Below are 17,421 nucleotides of genomic sequence, written 5' to 3'. Positions count from 1 at the left end.
AGCTTATTCCTCTGCCGCGTTGGCGATATACATCACCGTCAGCATACAGAAAATAAATGCCTGCATTACGCCAGAGAACCAGTCGAAGTAGACCGACGTAATCGCCGGAAGGCCTACCGACAGGATCGGGATCTGCGACAGCACGCCTCCGAGCACACCCGGAAGCAGTCCCAGCAGCTTGCTGCTGGCCAGAGCCAGGGCTCCGTAAATCAGTGCGTTGATAACTACGCCCGAAAGGATATTACCGAAATGACGGCAGGCCAGACTGATAGGCGTAGCCAGCTCAGACAATACGTTGAACGGCGTCATAACGGCAATCGGAGTGGTAAATCCCTTCAGATAACCGCCGAATCCACTGGTCTTAATCTTCTGGGCTGTGATCATAATAAATACCACAATCGCCCAGGCAGCCTCGGTCGAAAGATCCGCGGTCGGACTCCGAAGACCGATTAAGCTGATAAGGTTCGAAACCACGCTTGTGGCAAACAGAGCCGCCACAAAAGGAATCAGCTTCCGGAACTTCTCGCCTGCATTTCCAATGACAAATTTATTGGCCATTTCCACCAACATCTCGGCCACCGCCTGACGCTTGGAGATCTTCTCCACCTTCAGGTCGTGGGTCAGCCAGATACAAAGGCCTGTGATCAGCGCCATGACAATCCAGCTCACCACCAGGGTTTCACTAATCTGAAGATCGCCCAGTATCGGAATATTCGTCGGTATCGTGAAAAAGACTCGCGCACCTGAAATATCCACTTCCATGCATCTTCACCTCCTAACTTCACATATTCCAACAGTTCCTATTTCTTCAAAATTCCCATGATCTTGATTCCCGTTCCCGGGAACAGAAGCGGAAGAATACCCGCCGCATAGTGAAAGCAGGGGGCGATAATCGCTATGATCACCCAGAGCATCTGAAACAACATTCTCTGGGAATAGCTTCCTTTTACCAGGGTCTTCACCGCGTCCTGGTCGCCTGCCTTCGCGGCCGCCTTCTGCACCATGAGACCCATCCACAGGAAATTCAGCACGGCGACAGCTCCGCCGCCGAGTCCGCCGAGAATCACCGTGTAATTAAACGGCACCTTTTCCGGCATTGTGAAGTGAAGTACCAGAAATACCAGCCACATGAGCGCCACGCCTGTGGCCGTATAAATCGCCACATGCTTCGTCTCCTCTTTAATCGCAGGCTGCATATTGTCCAAAAGCTTGCTCATACATTCCACCTTTTCTACTCGTGCCGGTTGAAGGAGATATGCTTTTTCGTCTCCTCCTTTTTCTGTCTGCCGGTCACGGATACATACAGTTTCCAGGCCACCATTCCGGAGCCTCCCATGCCAAAGAAAAATCCCGGGATATAAATCCAGCCGCCAAGTCCCGCCTTCGCGCACAGCAGCCAGCAAATACCCAGACACATCAGAAGCGGCGTCACCAGAGTGAAGCTGAACTGGGTCAGCATGGTCAGATTTTTCACGATATCCATCCACCATTTCATCTCTTTCATTTCCGCGTTCTCTCCTGCCTCGTCGTTTCCGTTTTTCTTTGTATACACACTTCTGATATTACTATTTTCGGGGGCGCAAGTCAATTTTTTTATGTTTTTTTAACATTTAAAATCACAGCGCCGAAGCCTTATTTCCTATTAAAAATAGGGGCTTTGTAAATGGTAATCAACCATACCACCAGAAACAGAAGCGCCATCTGGGAACTCATCAGCGCATAGTCCATATCCAGCAAAACCAGCAGCGCTGCCCAGGTGCCCGCCAGCAGGAAGCTCCTGCCTTTTACCAGGGTATAAATGACGATCCCCAGGAACAACAGGGTAAATACGATACCCACCGGGATGGAAAACCGGAGCATCTGGTTAAAAAATACATTGTGGGCATTATTTACCAGGAAACCGCCCAGCTCGTCCACGGAAATGACCGACTCGCCAAAGCGCAGACCCCAGCCCTCCGGATGCTTCAGAATGATCTGCCATACAGATTTCCAGATGGGAACCCGGTTACCCAGGTTCATAATGTTGCGCTCCGCCATAAGCTTATAGGCCGTTGCTCCGGCCACAACCAAAAATCCTCCTGCTGCAGGATAATACCATTTTTTCATCTTAAAATGCTTCCAGTCCACCTGATCCAGCACGCTTCCAATAATAATCAGGAACACGCCCGCAATTCCCGTCCAGGAATGGGTCAAATACAGGCAGACAAGCAGCAGCGCCGTGCTGAGCGCAAAGGTCACTGTGCTCCGGAACTTCTTCCGATACGCGATAAACAGGGCGATAAAGGCCACCAGCATCAGCGCATATTCGCTTTTATGGCTGTAAATCCAGTAATGGCGGGATTCATAGAAATCCCCTGGCAGTTCAAAGAAAATAAACTGATTGTTGCAGACCATAAACTTGGTGTAGCCCATCAGATAATAAACCAGGCTGACCGCATTCGATATCACGATACAATGAAGCAGGAACCGGACATTATCCTGCTTTCCCTCATCCGGCCGCACCTGAAAGATGGCGAGCACCGCAAACAGCACAAAGGCTACGGTATTATTTACCTGCTCCCAGTACCAGTGCAGATACTTGTGATTAAAATACAGTGACAATAGATTATACACCAGCAGTCCGGCAAAATAAACCAGCGCCGCGCCCGAAAGCGGCCAGATCTTCTCCTTCTTCTTCCATACCTGTATCGCCATATATAGCGCCATCATAAAGTATGCCCAGGAAAAGCCCGCGTAATAGGCGCTCTGGTACACATCCGTATAAGGGCTGTAAAACGCCGGAAACAACAGGAAAAAGACGATCGCGCCTTTCAAAATCCAGGAATCCGCCTCATGCTCCTTCAACCAGTTCATTGGAATACTCCCTTCGTTACAATACAAAAATCTTTTTTTATTATAACAAGTTTTTATGGACGCTACAAGTAGCAGAAGGCCCCGCATTGCGGAAACACTTGACATCTATGGAAGATTATGCTAATTAATAAGTAATCGAGTTTTGTAAGAGCTCTGCGGCATCGTATCGTGGGGACAGAAATGCAGGATGATCGATGATAAAGTTTTCCATATGAATGTTATTTTATTCCGGCCCGTGAAGGGGCGGTCTGTTTTTATATGACTTTATCCGACAATGATGTTCTGTTGCGCCTTGCAAAACTGCATGGCGCTTTTTTTATGGGACTCGGTAAATCATTTTAAGGAGGGTCAATTTATGACTTTAAAAGAACAGATGCCCTTAATCCGCGTGGACAAGCTCTATGAGTCCTTGCGCTATAACGAGTATTCCCCGGAAAACGGAATGGGCGAAATCGTCGACAACTCTGTGGAAGCCGGCGCTGCCCGCATCGATCTCTGCATTACCAGAAGCAAACAAAAAGGGAAAGGACGGCCCAAAACCAGAATTACCGAGATCGCCGTGGCCGATAACGGCTGTGGCATGGATTTCACCACCATCAGCAAATGCCTGGCTCTGGGCGAATCCATCCGTCCCGCCAACCGGGAACGGCCGGGAATCGGACGCTTCGGCGTGGGCATGACCCTGGGCAGTATCTCCCTGGCCCGGCGTGTAGAAGTCTATTCCCGCATGAATCCGGAAGAGGATTTTCTCTATTCTTACATCGACCTGGACGAGGTCAACGCCCGCAAGCTGAAGAAGCTGCCGGTTCCCGTTCCCAAAACACCTGCGGAAGAGTACGCCGCTCTTCTGAAAGGCCAGGCCGGAACCATCGTCCTTCTGAAAAACTGCGACCGTATCGACGGCGATCTGGAGGGACTGGCCCATTATCTGGGACGGACCTACCGCAAATTTATTGAACGGGGCTTGAAACTGTTCATGCATCTCCGTATGGACGGGGAGCCCGGCTTTCAGACGGAGCCGATTTATCTTCATGATCCGCTCTACATCGCGGGTCCGACGAAATTTGACGCAGAGAACCGGGAAAAAGGGCTTCCCATGGAGCCGAAAGCTACCGATTGGGGAACCATCCGCATTCCCAAGGAAATCGAAAATCAGCCCGGAAAGACGGCAGACGTCATCATCCACCTGACTCTGCTTCCCGAGGAGTGGCGAAAAATCCGAGGCGATGGAGGTTCTCAGGAAGCTCGAAAACGAAAAATCCACGAAAACGAAGGCATATCTATTCTCCGGGCTGATCGCGAGGTCCTGTATGGACATGTCCCCTATATCACCGGAAAAAAGGGCGAAGCCAAATCCCTTGATATTGACCGTTTCTGGGGTTGCGAAATCTCTTTCCCGCCTGAACTGGACAGCTATTTTCAGGTCCGCTATATCAAACGTGGCGCAGAGCCCATCGAAAGCCTGAAAGAGCAGATTCGAAATGAATTGATGAAATATATACCGGGCGCCCGGAAAATTATCCGGGAGTTTTTCTCCAAAAATGAAGCCGCTGCCGACGAAGAACAAAGCGATTTCGCTGCCGCGGAAAATACCATGGCTGAAATCTCCCACAATCTGCCGCAGGGGCCCGGCACCACACAGGTGACGCCGGAAGAAGCGGACAACAAACTGAATCTGACCGTCCAGGAGGCCCTGTCTACCAAGCGGCCTGATCCCCAGGAGCAAAAAGCTGCTCAGGAAAAGAAAAAGGAAGAACTGCGCAGCAAACCCTACTCGGTCGAGCTGGTTTCTTATCCGAAATCCTTCTTCTTTGAAACCGTTCACACTCCGGGTTCCGTCATTATCAAGCTGAATGTAAATCATCCTTTTTATGACGCGATCATGAAGCCCCTCCGAACCGCCCGTATCACGGACGATTCCGGCTCCAGTCGCAAGACCTGGGACGCCCTTCTTATGATGCTTTTCGCCTACGCCAAGGCGGAAACCATGTTCGAACGTGAAAATGAAGCTCTGTTGGAACAGCTCCGCAATCAGTGGGGCGCTGTCCTGTCCACCGCCATCGACGAAACCCATAAGGATTCTTCCGACGATTAATGAAGGGGGACTACTTATGAAAAAGATCAAATGGCTGCATTTGTCCGATATCCATCTGAACAAACAGGACGTAGACACCCGGCTCATGCGCAAAAAGCTGCCGGAATATCTGCGGGAAAATCATATTCTCTGCGATTACATCTTCTTTACCGGCGATCTGCGCTATGCGCCATCCGGTGATTTCGCGGAGGATACCCTTTCCTTTCTGGCCGCTCTCTGCGACGCTGTCGGCACCGATATAAACCATCTTTATATCGTTCCGGGAAATCACGACATCGATCGGAAAGCAGGAACACGCGAGGCCGCCATCGAGGAAATGATGGAGTCCTATCATCCTAAGGCGGGAACGATTTCACCGGAAGCTCTGACCCGTATCTCGGACGGAAAGCAGGATTTCACCGCCCTTATGGAACAATTATACCCCAAAAACGATCCCCGTCTGGCCTGTTACCGCGACCCGGTTCATCCCCATTTCTGCATCGAGACCGACGACTTTAACCTGCTCCACATTGACACCACGCTCTCCTATATGCACGGTCGGGAGCGCGATCTGATCATCGGTTCTGAGCTTTTTCTGAACCTGCTGGAGCAGCTCAATCAGCAAAAGCCTACGATTTTGCTGACCCATTACTCCTTCGATTACCTGTCCCGGGCGGAGCAGCAAATGCTCCTCAGCCTCATGCGGGACTACAATGTCCAGCTCTGGTTTGCCGGACACGAACATTCGGATCTGCTGCGGCAACAACGGGATTATTTTTTCGAATTCCAATGCGGCAACCTGCTTCACGAAGACGAAGGCACCAAGAGCAGCATCATCCTGGGCGAATACGACCCTTCCAGCTGTACCGGCGCTATCCGCGTGTACCTCTGGAACTCCCCGGACGGCTGGGCTCCCTATCCCTACATCTACCCCAGCGGAGCAGATAAGAGCGTCTATCCGTTTGCACTGCAGACGTCCGGCTATAAGATCAACCAGATTGTAAATGCGGCCGGACAGACGCCTGCTACTTCCACGGAAGCCTTTCCCGTCCCCAGGTCCGCCGCCTGTCTTCCTGAACAGCTCTACCAGATGTCCGAAGGCACCTATCAAAGCTGGAAGGAGCAATTCGACGCCCGGGAAGAATATTCGGGATTTCTCTATCTGGACGGCAGCATCACTCCCTTCTGTCCGGTGCAGATACTGCGGCTTTCTTTTCCTTATGGAAGCTGCCTCCATATCCGCGCCGACGGATTTCAGATTACCCTGACAGAATCCCGATCCGCTTTACCGGAAATCTCTTTCTGTTACCGGCTGAGCTGTTATCAGGATGTGGACGAGCGTCTTTACCGGTTCCGACGGATAAAGGAATATCTCAGTGCCCGGAAGGCCTTTGTCAAGGTGACCGGGAACGAAGCATACAACCTGCATTTTTCCGTCCACTCTAATCAGAAATCCTGGAAAGAGCTCTGCCAGGAGACCGATTTCTGGCTGGAGCAGATGGAGCGCATTGCCCGGATTGAAAATCATTTTCACATCAAATTTCAGCTGCCCGAACAGGCCGATGAGACCGATTATCTGACCATTGAGCTACTCAGCGACGCCCTTAGTGGAAAATCTGTCCGTCACCTGCCTGCCGCCAAAATGCCGCATCCCGGTTTGCGCAAAAAATTTACGCAGGAGACCGACATCTGGTACAACGACGGCGCAGATCTGCCGGATCTCCAGCTTTTCGGATACTATTTTCACCCCACGGCGCAATATATCGCCGCCGGAGAATTTCGCTGGAATAAGCAAAAAAGCGCATGGGAATCTGATTTTGAAAATGGAGGAATCGCCATTCTTGTGGACTTTGAACTGAGCCAGGAGACCGCGACGAACCGGGCGCTCACCCTACGCGTTCCCTTTTCCGAGTTTGCTGATGAACTGAATCCCGCCCACATCGCTCAGATTTCCACGGAAGACTCCGGGCTTTTTCTCCGCTATGTTCGAATGACCCACGATATTCTGGAGATTCACCAGAAATATCTGATTTATCAGGAACAGCTGACCAAGTGGATCGCATGGGATATGCAGAACACTGCACCGAACGCCAGACCCACCCTGACGGATACTCTTTCCGTCAATGAGCTCTCCTCCGCTGTAGTAAGAACCGGAACTGATTTGGCCGAAAAGCTGGAAGATTTTACAGCTGTCTTTCAGCTTACCCCTGCTGACCAACCATTTCGGGATGCTTATATGCACGAAAATATCAGCTACTGCTTTATGCGTGTGATAAATGTTTTAAACAGCAAGGGCTATTCCCTTCTGGAACACGATAAAGACGGATACTTCTACCACTTACCCAGAATCCGCCGCATGATACGAGCAGAAAAGGATACGAATTTAGATGAATTCTTTAAGCTTTACCAGGAGCTTCCCGAAACCGTATCCAATCCCAAACGGTTGGAGCACTATAATCTGATGCGCAATTTCATCTATTCCATCGCGCAGATGTATCGGGACTATCATCATCTGACCCGTCCGGTTCTGACCGCCCTGGTCTCACAGATGCAGGCCAAGCTGTCCGAGCACCAGGAGCTCGTCATGAAGACCGGTCATTTTGCCGACTGGGTTCTCTACACCCTGGAGGGCGAAAAAGACGTAGCTCATGCCTTTGAGAAAAATGCGGATATTCTGCATGATTTCGATCTTCTGGAAGCCGAGGCTGAGGAGAATCTGCAGCTGGCCGGGAGTCATAGAATTGATATTTAGGTTCGGGTAATTTGTCCTGGGCGCAGTCATGATAAAGTGAGGGCGAGGCCGCGAATTCGCGGGCCTCGCCCTCTGTTCATGGATATTTTCTACTGTATTATCTTTTTATACGCTCCATCTTACATTCATGTCTCTTCGTTTTCTTATCATAGTTGATTCCTACTAAAATCACTTGTTTTACTCTGTCCGGGATTCCGGTGATATAATTTTTCGTCTTTATCTGCGTCAATGCTTCGTCTACATTTCCATCATATTTTAACTCTAAAATAATTCCAGGATTTGACTGCTTTCTTGGAATCATAATACAATCTGCAATACCCTTTCCTGCATTTTCTTCAAATTTCAGCTCATATTCGTCAATTGCAGCATAATACGCAAGATGTATCACACATTTCAAGGTATGTTCGTTGTTATACTCTTTAAATTCATGCATCCCATCATGAACTCCCTCCAGAATCTGTGCTACCGTTTCCGCATCCATCTGCTGTGTTGCCTCTAAAAGGCGTTTTGATTGATTCAGTAACCGGGATACCTCGCCCCAGGAAAGCTTTTTTATCGTATTGCCAAACTCTTCCTGCATTTCCCGATTTGGAATTCTTGCTTTCCCATTTCGAATTGTCAGATACCCCAAATGTATCAGAGCTGTAATCACTTCATCCTTATCACGAAAGCTGTCCAAATCATTGGAAAAGCCAAGAACATTTACCGGGATTTCTTCCCCTCCGAGAAGTCTTGTGACGGCCTGCCCCAAGCCGTCAAAATCCATGGTAATATAATCTTCCAGCTCGGAAAAACCACCCGTATTTGCCCAGTAATCACTGCATATTCCTGATTCTAATGCTTCTATCACGGAACGCGGATTATATTTTTCTACTCCTCCCAGACCACAATAGCCATCGTACCATTCCGTAAGTTCTTCAAACATATCCTCAGATGCAGTCTGACATAGCTCTTTTACTTCCTCTTTACTAAATCCAAAATATGGATCCATCTGCTTCGGTTCCAGCATTGTGTACTCCCGGAACATATTCAGCGCAGAACCTGTATTATACTTTTTTATGGGCAAAATTCCCGTCATATATACCAGCTCCACATAGGTTCGATCCTTAAATAAAAGTTTCAGAAATCCCAGAAACTGCTCCTGTTTTGCCTTCTCATTTTTCTGAAACCGGAAAATAGTATCCCATTCGTCAATCAGGAAGATGAATTTGGAACCTGTAACCTGCTGCACCATATCCAAAGCCAATGGAAGCTCCATTTTTTCGTCCAACAGACCCGGATATTCTTCTTTCAAATCATGCAGAAGATTCTTACTGAGCTTTTCAATTCCTCCGTCGGATCCAATGGTATTTTCAAAATACCCGCTGAAATTCATATATATCACATTATGCTTATTTAAGTGCTGATAAAAAGAGGGATCCTCCTTTACTTTTAATCCCCGAAAAAGTTCTTCTGCCTTGCAGCCTTTTGTATAATAGGAGGCCAGCATCTCAACTACCATACTTTTACCAAAACGTCTGGGATGTGTCACACATATCCATTTTTCTTTCGTGGAAATTTTTGAATTTATAAACGTTATAATCTTTGATTTATCTACATAATAACGCCCGCTGACGGACTCATGGAACCCATCTGTCGCATTGTTACGATTCAAGAAAAACCGATATCCCTTCATACTTCTTTACTCCCTGTCTACTCATATACGCTTTTCAGTATTTTTTCTATTTCTTCTTTCACTTCTATAAGGTGTATCAGCCTTTTTCCATCTTTTGCAGCAAGCTCAGAATAATTAATGTGTTCTGTTTCCGCATTTAAATACTGAATTCCCTGCCGGATAGAGCAGATAAACTCTTCCTCTATTTTGCTCACTTCTTTTATGTGAGCCTCGGATTCTTCCTGTCTCTTCGGCGTGTCTGTGCTTTTTTCTTCATACTTTTCTTTCACATCCGCATTTTTTTTTTGATAAACGCCCCGATCCGGATTTTCCAGACATCCAGCTTCTCTGAGTGTACGCAACACTCCCGAAATATGGTTTGTATTATAGTCTTCCCCTAATATAAAACCACGTTTACTCAATTCATCCTGTATATCTGATATTTTCCGTTTTTTTTCATCTTTCATTATTTCCTCAATTGCAGCTCTCAACCTGCTGCTCGTATCTGTCTTCTTCCCCATTTTGTTCTTCTCCTCGCCGTTTTGTTTTATTTCTTCTTTATTCTATCAATTCTTTCGCTTTTCGTCAATCTATTTCGTCTATTTTATTCTATGTTTTTTCGTTATAGATCTATTCAAAACCATTTCTATCAAGTATACTATTAAATAATAGCAAAACCTAAACTAGGATATCTCAAAAATATATACGGAGGAATTACGTTTATGAATACCAAGCAAATGCGAGAAAGTATTGTCATGGCCAAGGAACTGGATGTAGCCGGTGAATTCGTCTATGCCGCCCTGGAAAAAATAAATAAAATTGATACCTATGAAGAGGTCTCGGATATTTTCTTTATTTTATATCATTTATCTGTCGGCATTGAACGCCTGCAAAAAATTCTGCTAGTTGTACTAAATGATGTAGAGCTGGATAAAATCCAGGATTTTCTGGAAAATATAAAAATCCACAGCCACAAAAAGCTGCACAACCAAATAAGTAATCATATTGAAATATCGTTCTCTTCAGCGCAAAACGCCCTGTTAGCTGTATTAGCTGAATTCTATACTGTAGAGCGTTATGGTCGTTTTGATTTTTTTGCATATAATTATAATGATGAAAAACTGCTTACAAACTATATCAAAAAATATTGCCCCGATGTACCCGAAACTTATAATCCCGGGCATCCGGTTTTAATTAATACTGATGATATAAAAGATTTTCTAGGTAAGACTATTGGCCGCCTATGTCAAAAATACTATAACGTTATAAAAGATATTGCTCCTTCCAAAGGCATTTTCGCATACGAATTAAGGCCTGACTCTGCCGCTGAAAGAATATTTGTTTGGGACGATGAAAGATGTTCTTACCAAAAAATAATGAAAAAGGAAAAGCGAGCAATAAAAGAACTCCTGATTTATTTGCGAAATCAGGATTATGGAAATAAACTCTTAGAACACATCGGCACGATAACTCCTCTTCCTTTTGACAGTGACGCAATACAGGGATATGTCGCTGATTTATGTAACAAGACTGTATCTATTGATTTAATAAATGAAGTAGACTTTATGCATAAAGAATTGGGGAAGGAGCGTTTTGAACGTGAATTACAGGTAGATCTCATTGGAGATCGATATGTATCATTGGATTTTGATGAAGATGAATGGACTTAAAAATAAGAGGAGGCGAGGGTGCGGACATTTTCTTGGACTATCTAAGTGACCAATCCAAGTCTATGTCTGTACTCTATAGGACTCAAATATCCTAATGATTTTTTTATTCTTTTTTCATTATACCAATAAAGATAATCATTTAAAATACCAATAAATTCTGAGATGTTTACCCCAGACCAATCTGCATTATAGAACATCTCATTTTTAATTCTTCCAAATACGCCCTCACAGGCAGAATTATCAGGTGAACAGCCTTTCTTTGACATTGATCGTATGAAACCATTTTTCTCCATCCTGTCAATCCAGCCTGGCCAGCGGTAGTGTACGCCTCTGTCTGAATGTATGATTGGTTTTTCTCCTACAGATAGTAATTTAGCTGCATCGTCAAGCATAGAATTGACAAGTAATGCATCTGGAGAAGTGCTTATATTCCAATTGACAAGTAAGCCATCAAAACAATCTACTATAGGCGATAAATAAACCTTTCCTGCCGGAATTGCAAACTCGGTTATATCTGTTAACCACTTTTCGTTAGGTTTAGATGCAGAAAAATTTCTGTTAATTAGATTATCTACTGCTGGAGATATTTCACCTTGATAGGAATTATATTTACGAGTTCGTTTGATTTTTACTACAAGTTGTTCTTCTTTCATAATCCTACGAATAACTTTTTCTGAGACAATTATATTTTCACGCTTAAGTAGGGCGTGAATTCGTCTGTAACCATATCGACCTTTATTCTCTGTAAATAATTCAATGACTCTAACACGTAAAAGTGTATATTTATCTTCTTTTTGTAGGGATTGTTCCTGATAATAATAACTGCTTTTTGATAATTGTAATTTCTGTAATAATAATGGCAGTGAGTATCTATTTTTCAAGACATCGATTATCACCGCCTTCTCTCTGTTGCTGAGAGCACTCTGATCGATGTCTGGGTCTTTTTTTAATACATTTATCGTTTCTTTAAGAATGTCTATTTCTAATTGCATATCTTGCATTTGAGCCTTCAACTGATTTATTTCATCAGAAGAAATATCTGTACTTGAAACAGAACCTTCTACTAATGTTCCCGGAGTAATGTTTTTGTGATTCATAAGACCTAATGTACCTTCTTTTAAATAACGTTTTCGCCATTGATAAATACTGGCTCTACTATACCCAATGTCTTCTGAAACATATTTTATATTTTCTCCGAGCTCATAGCAACGGTGAATTGCATCTAATTTTACTTCTAATGGAGGATTGCGAGGATGATCAGGAGGATTATCAATTACAGGGTATTCTTTCCTTGTTTTGGGTGGGGTATTTTCCTCAGCAATCCATGTGTACAGATTTCTACGTGTTGGATACCCTAGAATCCTAATAGTTTCAGTTACAGACTCTGTTTGATGATATATCCGTAGTGCAATATCCTTTTGTTCTTTTGAATACATAAAAAGGCTCCTTTCAAAGCCCTATAGTAGTCCAGAATTTTGTCCGCACCCTCAGAGTATGAAGAAAGTTATTATGAAAAAGTATCTGTAATAGCGAGTTTATTAGAAAAAGAAAAGAAAGAAGAAAAAGTAAAAAAATTAAAAGAGGAGTTTAAAACACAAAAAGGAAAATTATATCATGCAGATTGTTTAGAAATATTACCGGGAATTAAGAGTGAGACAGTCGATTTGATTTTTGCAGACCCCCCATTTAATTTGAAAAAGGAGTATGCAAATGGAAGAAGTGATAATTTGTCTGTTAGTCAATATATGGAGTGGAGCAAGAAATGGTTAGATGAATGTGTAAGAGTATTGAAACCAGGCGGTGCGATATATATATATAATATTCCAAAGTGGTGTATTTATTATGCGGAATATTTAAGCTCAAAACTTTGCTTTCAGAATTGGATAGCTATTGATATGAAAAATAGTTTTCCAATAAAGGATAAATATACACCATCACATTATGGATTGCTGTATTTTACAAAAGGGAAAAAACCTAGGATTTTTAATAAACAAAGATTACCAATTCAAACATGCAGACATTGTGGCGGTGAATACAAAGATTATGGTGGATACAAAGATAAGATGAATCCACTGGGAGTTAATATTTCGGATGTATGGTATGATATTTTCCCTGTCAGGAAAGGAAAAAATAGAATATATAACGAGCTTTCTGTAAAATTGTTAGATAGAGTAATTTCTTTTAGTAGCAATGAAGGAGACTTGATCTTAGATCCATTTGGTGGGAGTGGAACAACGTTTGCAGTTGCAGAATTAATGAATAGAAATTGGATTGGTATAGAATTAGGAGATTGTGGAGTAATAAAGAATAGATTAACAGCTCCTGATAAAGATGAAGAAATTTTAGAGAGAATAAGAAGGGATAAAAATGTTTTATTTACAAAAAAAAGTATAAAATTGCGAAAAAAAAATGGATTTTGGCTTCCGGAGGTGAAGGAATGAAAGTAATAACATTTTTTAATAATAAAGGCGGCGTTGGTAAAACAACGACGATTATTAATTTGGCAAGTTATTTATCTTTTTATAAAGACAAAAAAGTATTAGTTGTAGATTTGGATCCTCAATCTAACTCTACTCAGGCAATTCTGCCAGAAGAGATATGGTTAGAATTTTATGATCCAACAAATGAAAATACTAGGAAAACAATATATGATTATTTTAGAGACATGGAAGAGGGAGATGCTAATTTTAATAATATTCCGATTCCAGTTAAAGAAGAACAAAATAAATTTGGTATTTCATTAATACCAGGTCATCCTAAATTGTCAATCATTGATGATACCATGAGCAAAAGTTGGTCAGAAACCTTATCAGGGGATAAAGGAGCAATTAGAAAATTAAACTGGCTTAATCAATTAAAAAAAGAAAATATGGGGTTTGACTACATATTAATAGATGTAGGTCCATCTTTGGGAGCGTTAAATAGAAGTGCATTACTTAATTCAGATTATTTTTTAACCCCGATGGCTTCGGATATTTTTAGTTTATTAGGAATATCAAATATTGGGGATTGGATTGATAGATGGATGAAATTATATGAAGGTGCAATTAAAACATTTATTGGAAAATTTGGAGAGGAGGAGAGTAAAAAGTTTTTTGAAAGATATTTAATAAATACAGATGTAAATAAAAGTACACGTTATATTGGATATTCAATTCAACAGTATTCAAAGAGAAAATTTAAGTCTGGAGAACGCCCAACACAGGCATATGAAAATGTTATCAAAGCTTTTCATGCAGAGATAGAAAAGGCACTTGGAAAATTTGTGAAAAAAGGAATTTTAAGTGATGATTTAAAACTAGGAGATGTTCCGTATGTTTATAGCATAATTCCTTTGTCACAGACATCGAATACTCCTATTTTTAAATTGTTATATGCAGACGGTGTACGAGGGAATCAAACAAGTAGTGTTGAAAATTATAAAAAGTATTTAGATACAATTGCAGAAAATTTTATAAAAAATACAGAGGAATAAAAAATGAGTAATATATGGCCAGATAACTTGATAGAGGAACTTGCATACAGAAGATGTTTGATTTTTTTGGGCGCAGGTGTATCGGCAACGGCTAAAAATGATAAAGGTGAATCACCAGATACATGGGAAAATTTTTTAAATAATATTAAAACAAAAATGAAAAATCCTACAGAAGATGATATCGATTTTGTTGATGAAATGTTAAAAAAGCAGAATTATTTATTGGCGCTACAAGCCATTGCTGATAGATGTGATTCTGGGGAATATAGTAATTATCTGAAAAAGCAGTATTTGAGGGGAAATTACAAACCTTCGAAGGTGCATAGTTTGATTAAAGAATTAGACAGTAAAATTGTTATAACAACGAATTTTGATAGGCTATATGAGGGATTGTGTCATGAACCCGAATACGTAACATTTGATTATACAAATACACGTTCGATAATAGGAAGTATAAAAGCTCCCGAAAATCTTATCATAAAAGCGCATGGGAATATTGATGACACTGAAAAATTAATATTTACAGCAAAACAATATTACCAGGCTCAAGAAAAATATCCGGAATTTTATCATTTAATGACGGCATTATTTTTAACACATACAGTTGTTTTTATTGGATATAGTTTAAATGATCCAGATATAAATTTGCTTTTGCAATTTTTACATAACACGGCTAATTCAGCATGCCCACATTATATGATAGATAAATCGGGAAATAAGCCGCAGCTTATTAAACATTGGAAAGATACATATAATGTTTCTTTAATAGAATATGGGGATGAATATTGTTGTCTGGAGACAAGTTTGGAGGAGTTACGCGACAGAGTAATTGAATTAAGAGCTGAACGAGGAATGCCATAACGGCAAAATAGGGGAAAATATGTATCAAAGATTTAAAAAAGAATTATTGGCTGAAATGGAAAAAAGAAGAGACATTTTGGTTATACGAAATTCAAAACCATCAATAGAGTCTATTTTTGAAGTGAAGGATTTGAATGATAAATTGTATCAAAAGATACTGGATGAATTTAATTTAATTGCAATTCAGCATGTTGAAAAGTTAATATATGATCTGTGTAAAAAGTATGAGATAGATGTAAAAAGAACAAGCGCAGACGAGCCATTTGATTTAAAAATGTCTGTTAAAGGAGAAATGAGTTATGTTGAATTAAAAACATCTCCAAGTGTGATGAATGCAGATTCTTATCATAAGTTTATATATAATGTTCAAAGGTGTTCTTGCCCAGTGTATCTTATATATTTAATAAAAGATAATTATCAGAGTAGAAATATAATTGCAAGGTATGAACGTACAGCACATGAAAAATACAATACAGATAGACTTAATGTTAAAATATTCGAAGAATTTCTCTTAGAGCAATTTGGAAATATTGAGTTTGAATTATTTAAGAAAGCCATGATATCATATAAAGATGAAATGCATCAGGCTGTGGGATATCAAGTGACAGAAATTCTTAATTCGCATAACTTGAAGATATTGAAGAATGAGCTAGAGCAAGAATTTCTTAATTTTGAATATGATCGTGTAATTAGCAATAAATTTCAAGATTTGAATAGGGTTAATTGGGAAAAAATTAAAAATCTCTTTTTGGAACAGAAACGATATAGAGTATTGCTAGGAAATAGTAACTTTGCTACTGCATTTCTTACTTCGGAATGGTTGGTAAAAAAGTATTTTTCGTTACCGGAATTGGATAATACTTTTATAATTACAGGATATTTGAAATCTATTGAACAATTGTTGTGGAAAATAGTTTTTTATGTTGGCCAAGGACGTCAAATTCGTGGTATGACAATTGAAAGTAATAATACACAAGAAATTGACACGACATTGGGATCTTTAGAGTTTTTTATTGCGAATTATGAAAATGATGATTTGTTTGATGAGATATTAGGGACGAGCACACATTTTGTAATGCGATATTTGAAAAAACAGTTATCGATGTGGAGAATAAAAAATCGAAATGGATATTTTCATAAAGATGTTTTAAAGGATAGAGAAAAGATTAATATAGTAAGAGAGGAGACATTTTTACTATATATTTTAATATTAGGTTCCCTATCTCTTGATGGCGATACTATCGCAATGTTAGAAAGTTGAATATATTGTGAAATAATAAGAAAATTTTTTGGTGAGGGGAGATATAATATATAGGTTGGTTCTAATATGGTTCTAAAAATTTCAAAAACCACAGATATTACATGAAAACCTAGATAATACGAATCAATAAAGCAAGCAAAATCAATCCAAAGCAAATAGATTCCTTCTCAAAAGCACCGCGAGGGTGGCCGTACAGTAGGATCTGGACGTGTTGCTACAATCGTCGAGTAATCTCTAATTGTAGAGCCAAATAAAGAGTGAATCTTTCCACAACCCTTGAGAAATCAAGGGTTGTGTTTTTTTATACATCAAAAAGGAATAACGAACAAATGAAAAAGCCATCTACCCAAATTTGATGGTAAATGGCTTAGTGGCTCTAAAATGGCGACTTATAGGACAAAACGTGTTGATAAAAACCGTCTTTAGCCCCAATAAATAAAGGGCTGAAGGCGGTTTAATCTTTTTCTGAACAACTTTGAGGGTGGACAAAACGTGTTGATAGAAAGTACTGTGAGCTCTTGAAAATAAAGGGTTTGCAGGCATTTAATCTTCCTTAAAATTAGAATCATGGAGGGAAGGTTAAATGAATCAAGTAAATTGTCCTATTTGTGGTAAAAAATGTGTTAAATCAGGAAAGACAAAAGCAGGTTCGCAACGTTGGCTTTGTAAGAGCTGCAAAACATCGTCGACACATAAAATAAATAATGAATCTAAGGAATTGCAGTTCTTTTTAAATTGGTTGTTTGGAAAAGAATTTCAAGCAATGATGCCTGGAGAAGGAAGAACCTTTCGAAGAAAGACAGTAAAGTTTTGGAATATAT

The 17,421-nt window shown here is 41.3% G+C and carries 15 protein-coding genes; 8 read left to right on the top strand and 7 right to left on the bottom strand.

Going from position 1 to position 17,421, the window contains the following annotated elements; translation table 11 throughout:
- Nucleotides 1-3: 3 nt before the first annotated feature.
- The 4 genes from OCV63_RS08730 to OCV63_RS08715 form a co-directional block, all read right to left on the bottom strand.
- Nucleotides 4-762, bottom strand: coding sequence for a F0F1 ATP synthase subunit A (locus OCV63_RS08730; RefSeq protein ID WP_158363458.1), 759 nt, complete (start codon nt 760-762; stop codon nt 4-6).
- A 38-nt stretch (nt 763-800) separates the two neighbouring features.
- Nucleotides 801-1,217 carry an ATP synthase subunit I gene (locus OCV63_RS08725; RefSeq protein WP_158363457.1) on the bottom strand — a complete coding sequence of 139 codons (417 nt, stop codon included), beginning with the start codon at nt 1,215-1,217 and terminating at the stop codon, nt 801-803.
- Nucleotides 1,218-1,231: 14 nt separating this feature from the next.
- Nucleotides 1,232-1,504: an AtpZ/AtpI family protein gene (locus tag OCV63_RS08720; RefSeq protein ID WP_262670742.1), complete on the bottom strand. Its 273-nt coding sequence runs from the start codon at nt 1,502-1,504 to the stop codon at nt 1,232-1,234.
- Nucleotides 1,505-1,632: 128 nt separating this feature from the next.
- Nucleotides 1,633-2,853, bottom strand: coding sequence for an O-antigen ligase family protein (locus tag OCV63_RS08715; protein ID WP_158363456.1), 1,221 nt, complete (start codon nt 2,851-2,853; stop codon nt 1,633-1,635).
- Nucleotides 2,854-3,208: 355 nt separating this feature from the next.
- Here OCV63_RS08715 and OCV63_RS08710 point away from each other — a divergent pair, with 355 nt between their 5' ends.
- Nucleotides 3,209-4,948, top strand: coding sequence for an ATP-binding protein (locus OCV63_RS08710; RefSeq protein ID WP_262670741.1), 1,740 nt, complete (start codon nt 3,209-3,211; stop codon nt 4,946-4,948).
- Between the two features lie 16 nt (nt 4,949-4,964).
- Entirely contained in the window at nt 4,965-7,679 is a 2,715-nt protein-coding gene (locus tag OCV63_RS08705) for a metallophosphoesterase family protein (RefSeq protein WP_262670740.1), read from the top strand.
- A gap of 97 nt (nt 7,680-7,776) precedes the next feature.
- Here OCV63_RS08705 and OCV63_RS08700 read toward each other — a convergent pair whose 3' ends face one another.
- Both OCV63_RS08700 and OCV63_RS08695 read right to left on the bottom strand, forming a co-directional pair.
- Entirely contained in the window at nt 7,777-9,354 is a 1,578-nt protein-coding gene (locus OCV63_RS08700) for an AAA family ATPase (RefSeq protein ID WP_158363453.1), read from the bottom strand.
- Between the two features lie 17 nt (nt 9,355-9,371).
- A complete protein-coding gene (locus tag OCV63_RS08695; protein WP_158363452.1) occupies nt 9,372-9,854 on the bottom strand; it encodes a hypothetical protein in 483 nt (160 codons plus the stop codon).
- Nucleotides 9,855-10,055: 201 nt separating this feature from the next.
- On the opposite strand from OCV63_RS08695, the gene OCV63_RS08690 reads away from it, so the two are divergent.
- Complete coding sequence (locus tag OCV63_RS08690) at nt 10,056-11,003, top strand: hypothetical protein (protein WP_158363451.1); 948 nt, start codon at nt 10,056-10,058, stop codon at nt 11,001-11,003.
- A 41-nt stretch (nt 11,004-11,044) separates the two neighbouring features.
- Here OCV63_RS08690 and OCV63_RS08685 read toward each other — a convergent pair whose 3' ends face one another.
- Nucleotides 11,045-12,439, bottom strand: a complete 1,395-nt coding sequence (locus OCV63_RS08685) for an IS3 family transposase (protein WP_158363450.1) — start codon at nt 12,437-12,439, stop codon at nt 11,045-11,047.
- Between the two features lie 39 nt (nt 12,440-12,478).
- Here OCV63_RS08685 and OCV63_RS08680 point away from each other — a divergent pair, with 39 nt between their 5' ends.
- From OCV63_RS08680 to OCV63_RS08660, 5 genes are all read left to right on the top strand, one after another.
- Nucleotides 12,479-13,444 carry a DNA-methyltransferase gene (locus OCV63_RS08680; RefSeq protein ID WP_262670738.1) on the top strand — a complete coding sequence of 322 codons (966 nt, stop codon included), beginning with the start codon at nt 12,479-12,481 and terminating at the stop codon, nt 13,442-13,444.
- Nucleotides 13,441-14,478, top strand: a complete 1,038-nt coding sequence (locus tag OCV63_RS08675) for a ParA family protein (RefSeq protein ID WP_158363448.1) — start codon at nt 13,441-13,443, stop codon at nt 14,476-14,478. The genes OCV63_RS08680 and OCV63_RS08675 overlap by 4 nt, the downstream gene beginning before the upstream one ends.
- Nucleotides 14,479-14,481: 3 nt before the next feature.
- A complete protein-coding gene (locus OCV63_RS08670; RefSeq protein WP_158363447.1) occupies nt 14,482-15,339 on the top strand; it encodes an SIR2 family protein in 858 nt (285 codons plus the stop codon).
- Nucleotides 15,340-15,358: 19 nt separating this feature from the next.
- Nucleotides 15,359-16,600: a hypothetical protein gene (locus OCV63_RS08665; protein WP_158363446.1), complete on the top strand. Its 1,242-nt coding sequence runs from the start codon at nt 15,359-15,361 to the stop codon at nt 16,598-16,600.
- Between the two features lie 583 nt (nt 16,601-17,183).
- Nucleotides 17,184-17,421, top strand: a 238-nt coding sequence (locus tag OCV63_RS08660; RefSeq protein ID WP_416862024.1) for a transposase-like zinc-binding domain-containing protein, incomplete at its 3' end; no start/stop codon positions are given.

The organism is Laedolimicola ammoniilytica (assembly GCF_025567165.1).
GTDB lineage: Bacteria > Bacillota > Clostridia > Lachnospirales > Lachnospiraceae > Laedolimicola > Laedolimicola ammoniilytica.
Note: the sequence above shows the minus strand (reverse complement) of the source record. Positions and strands in the feature narration are given on the sequence as shown.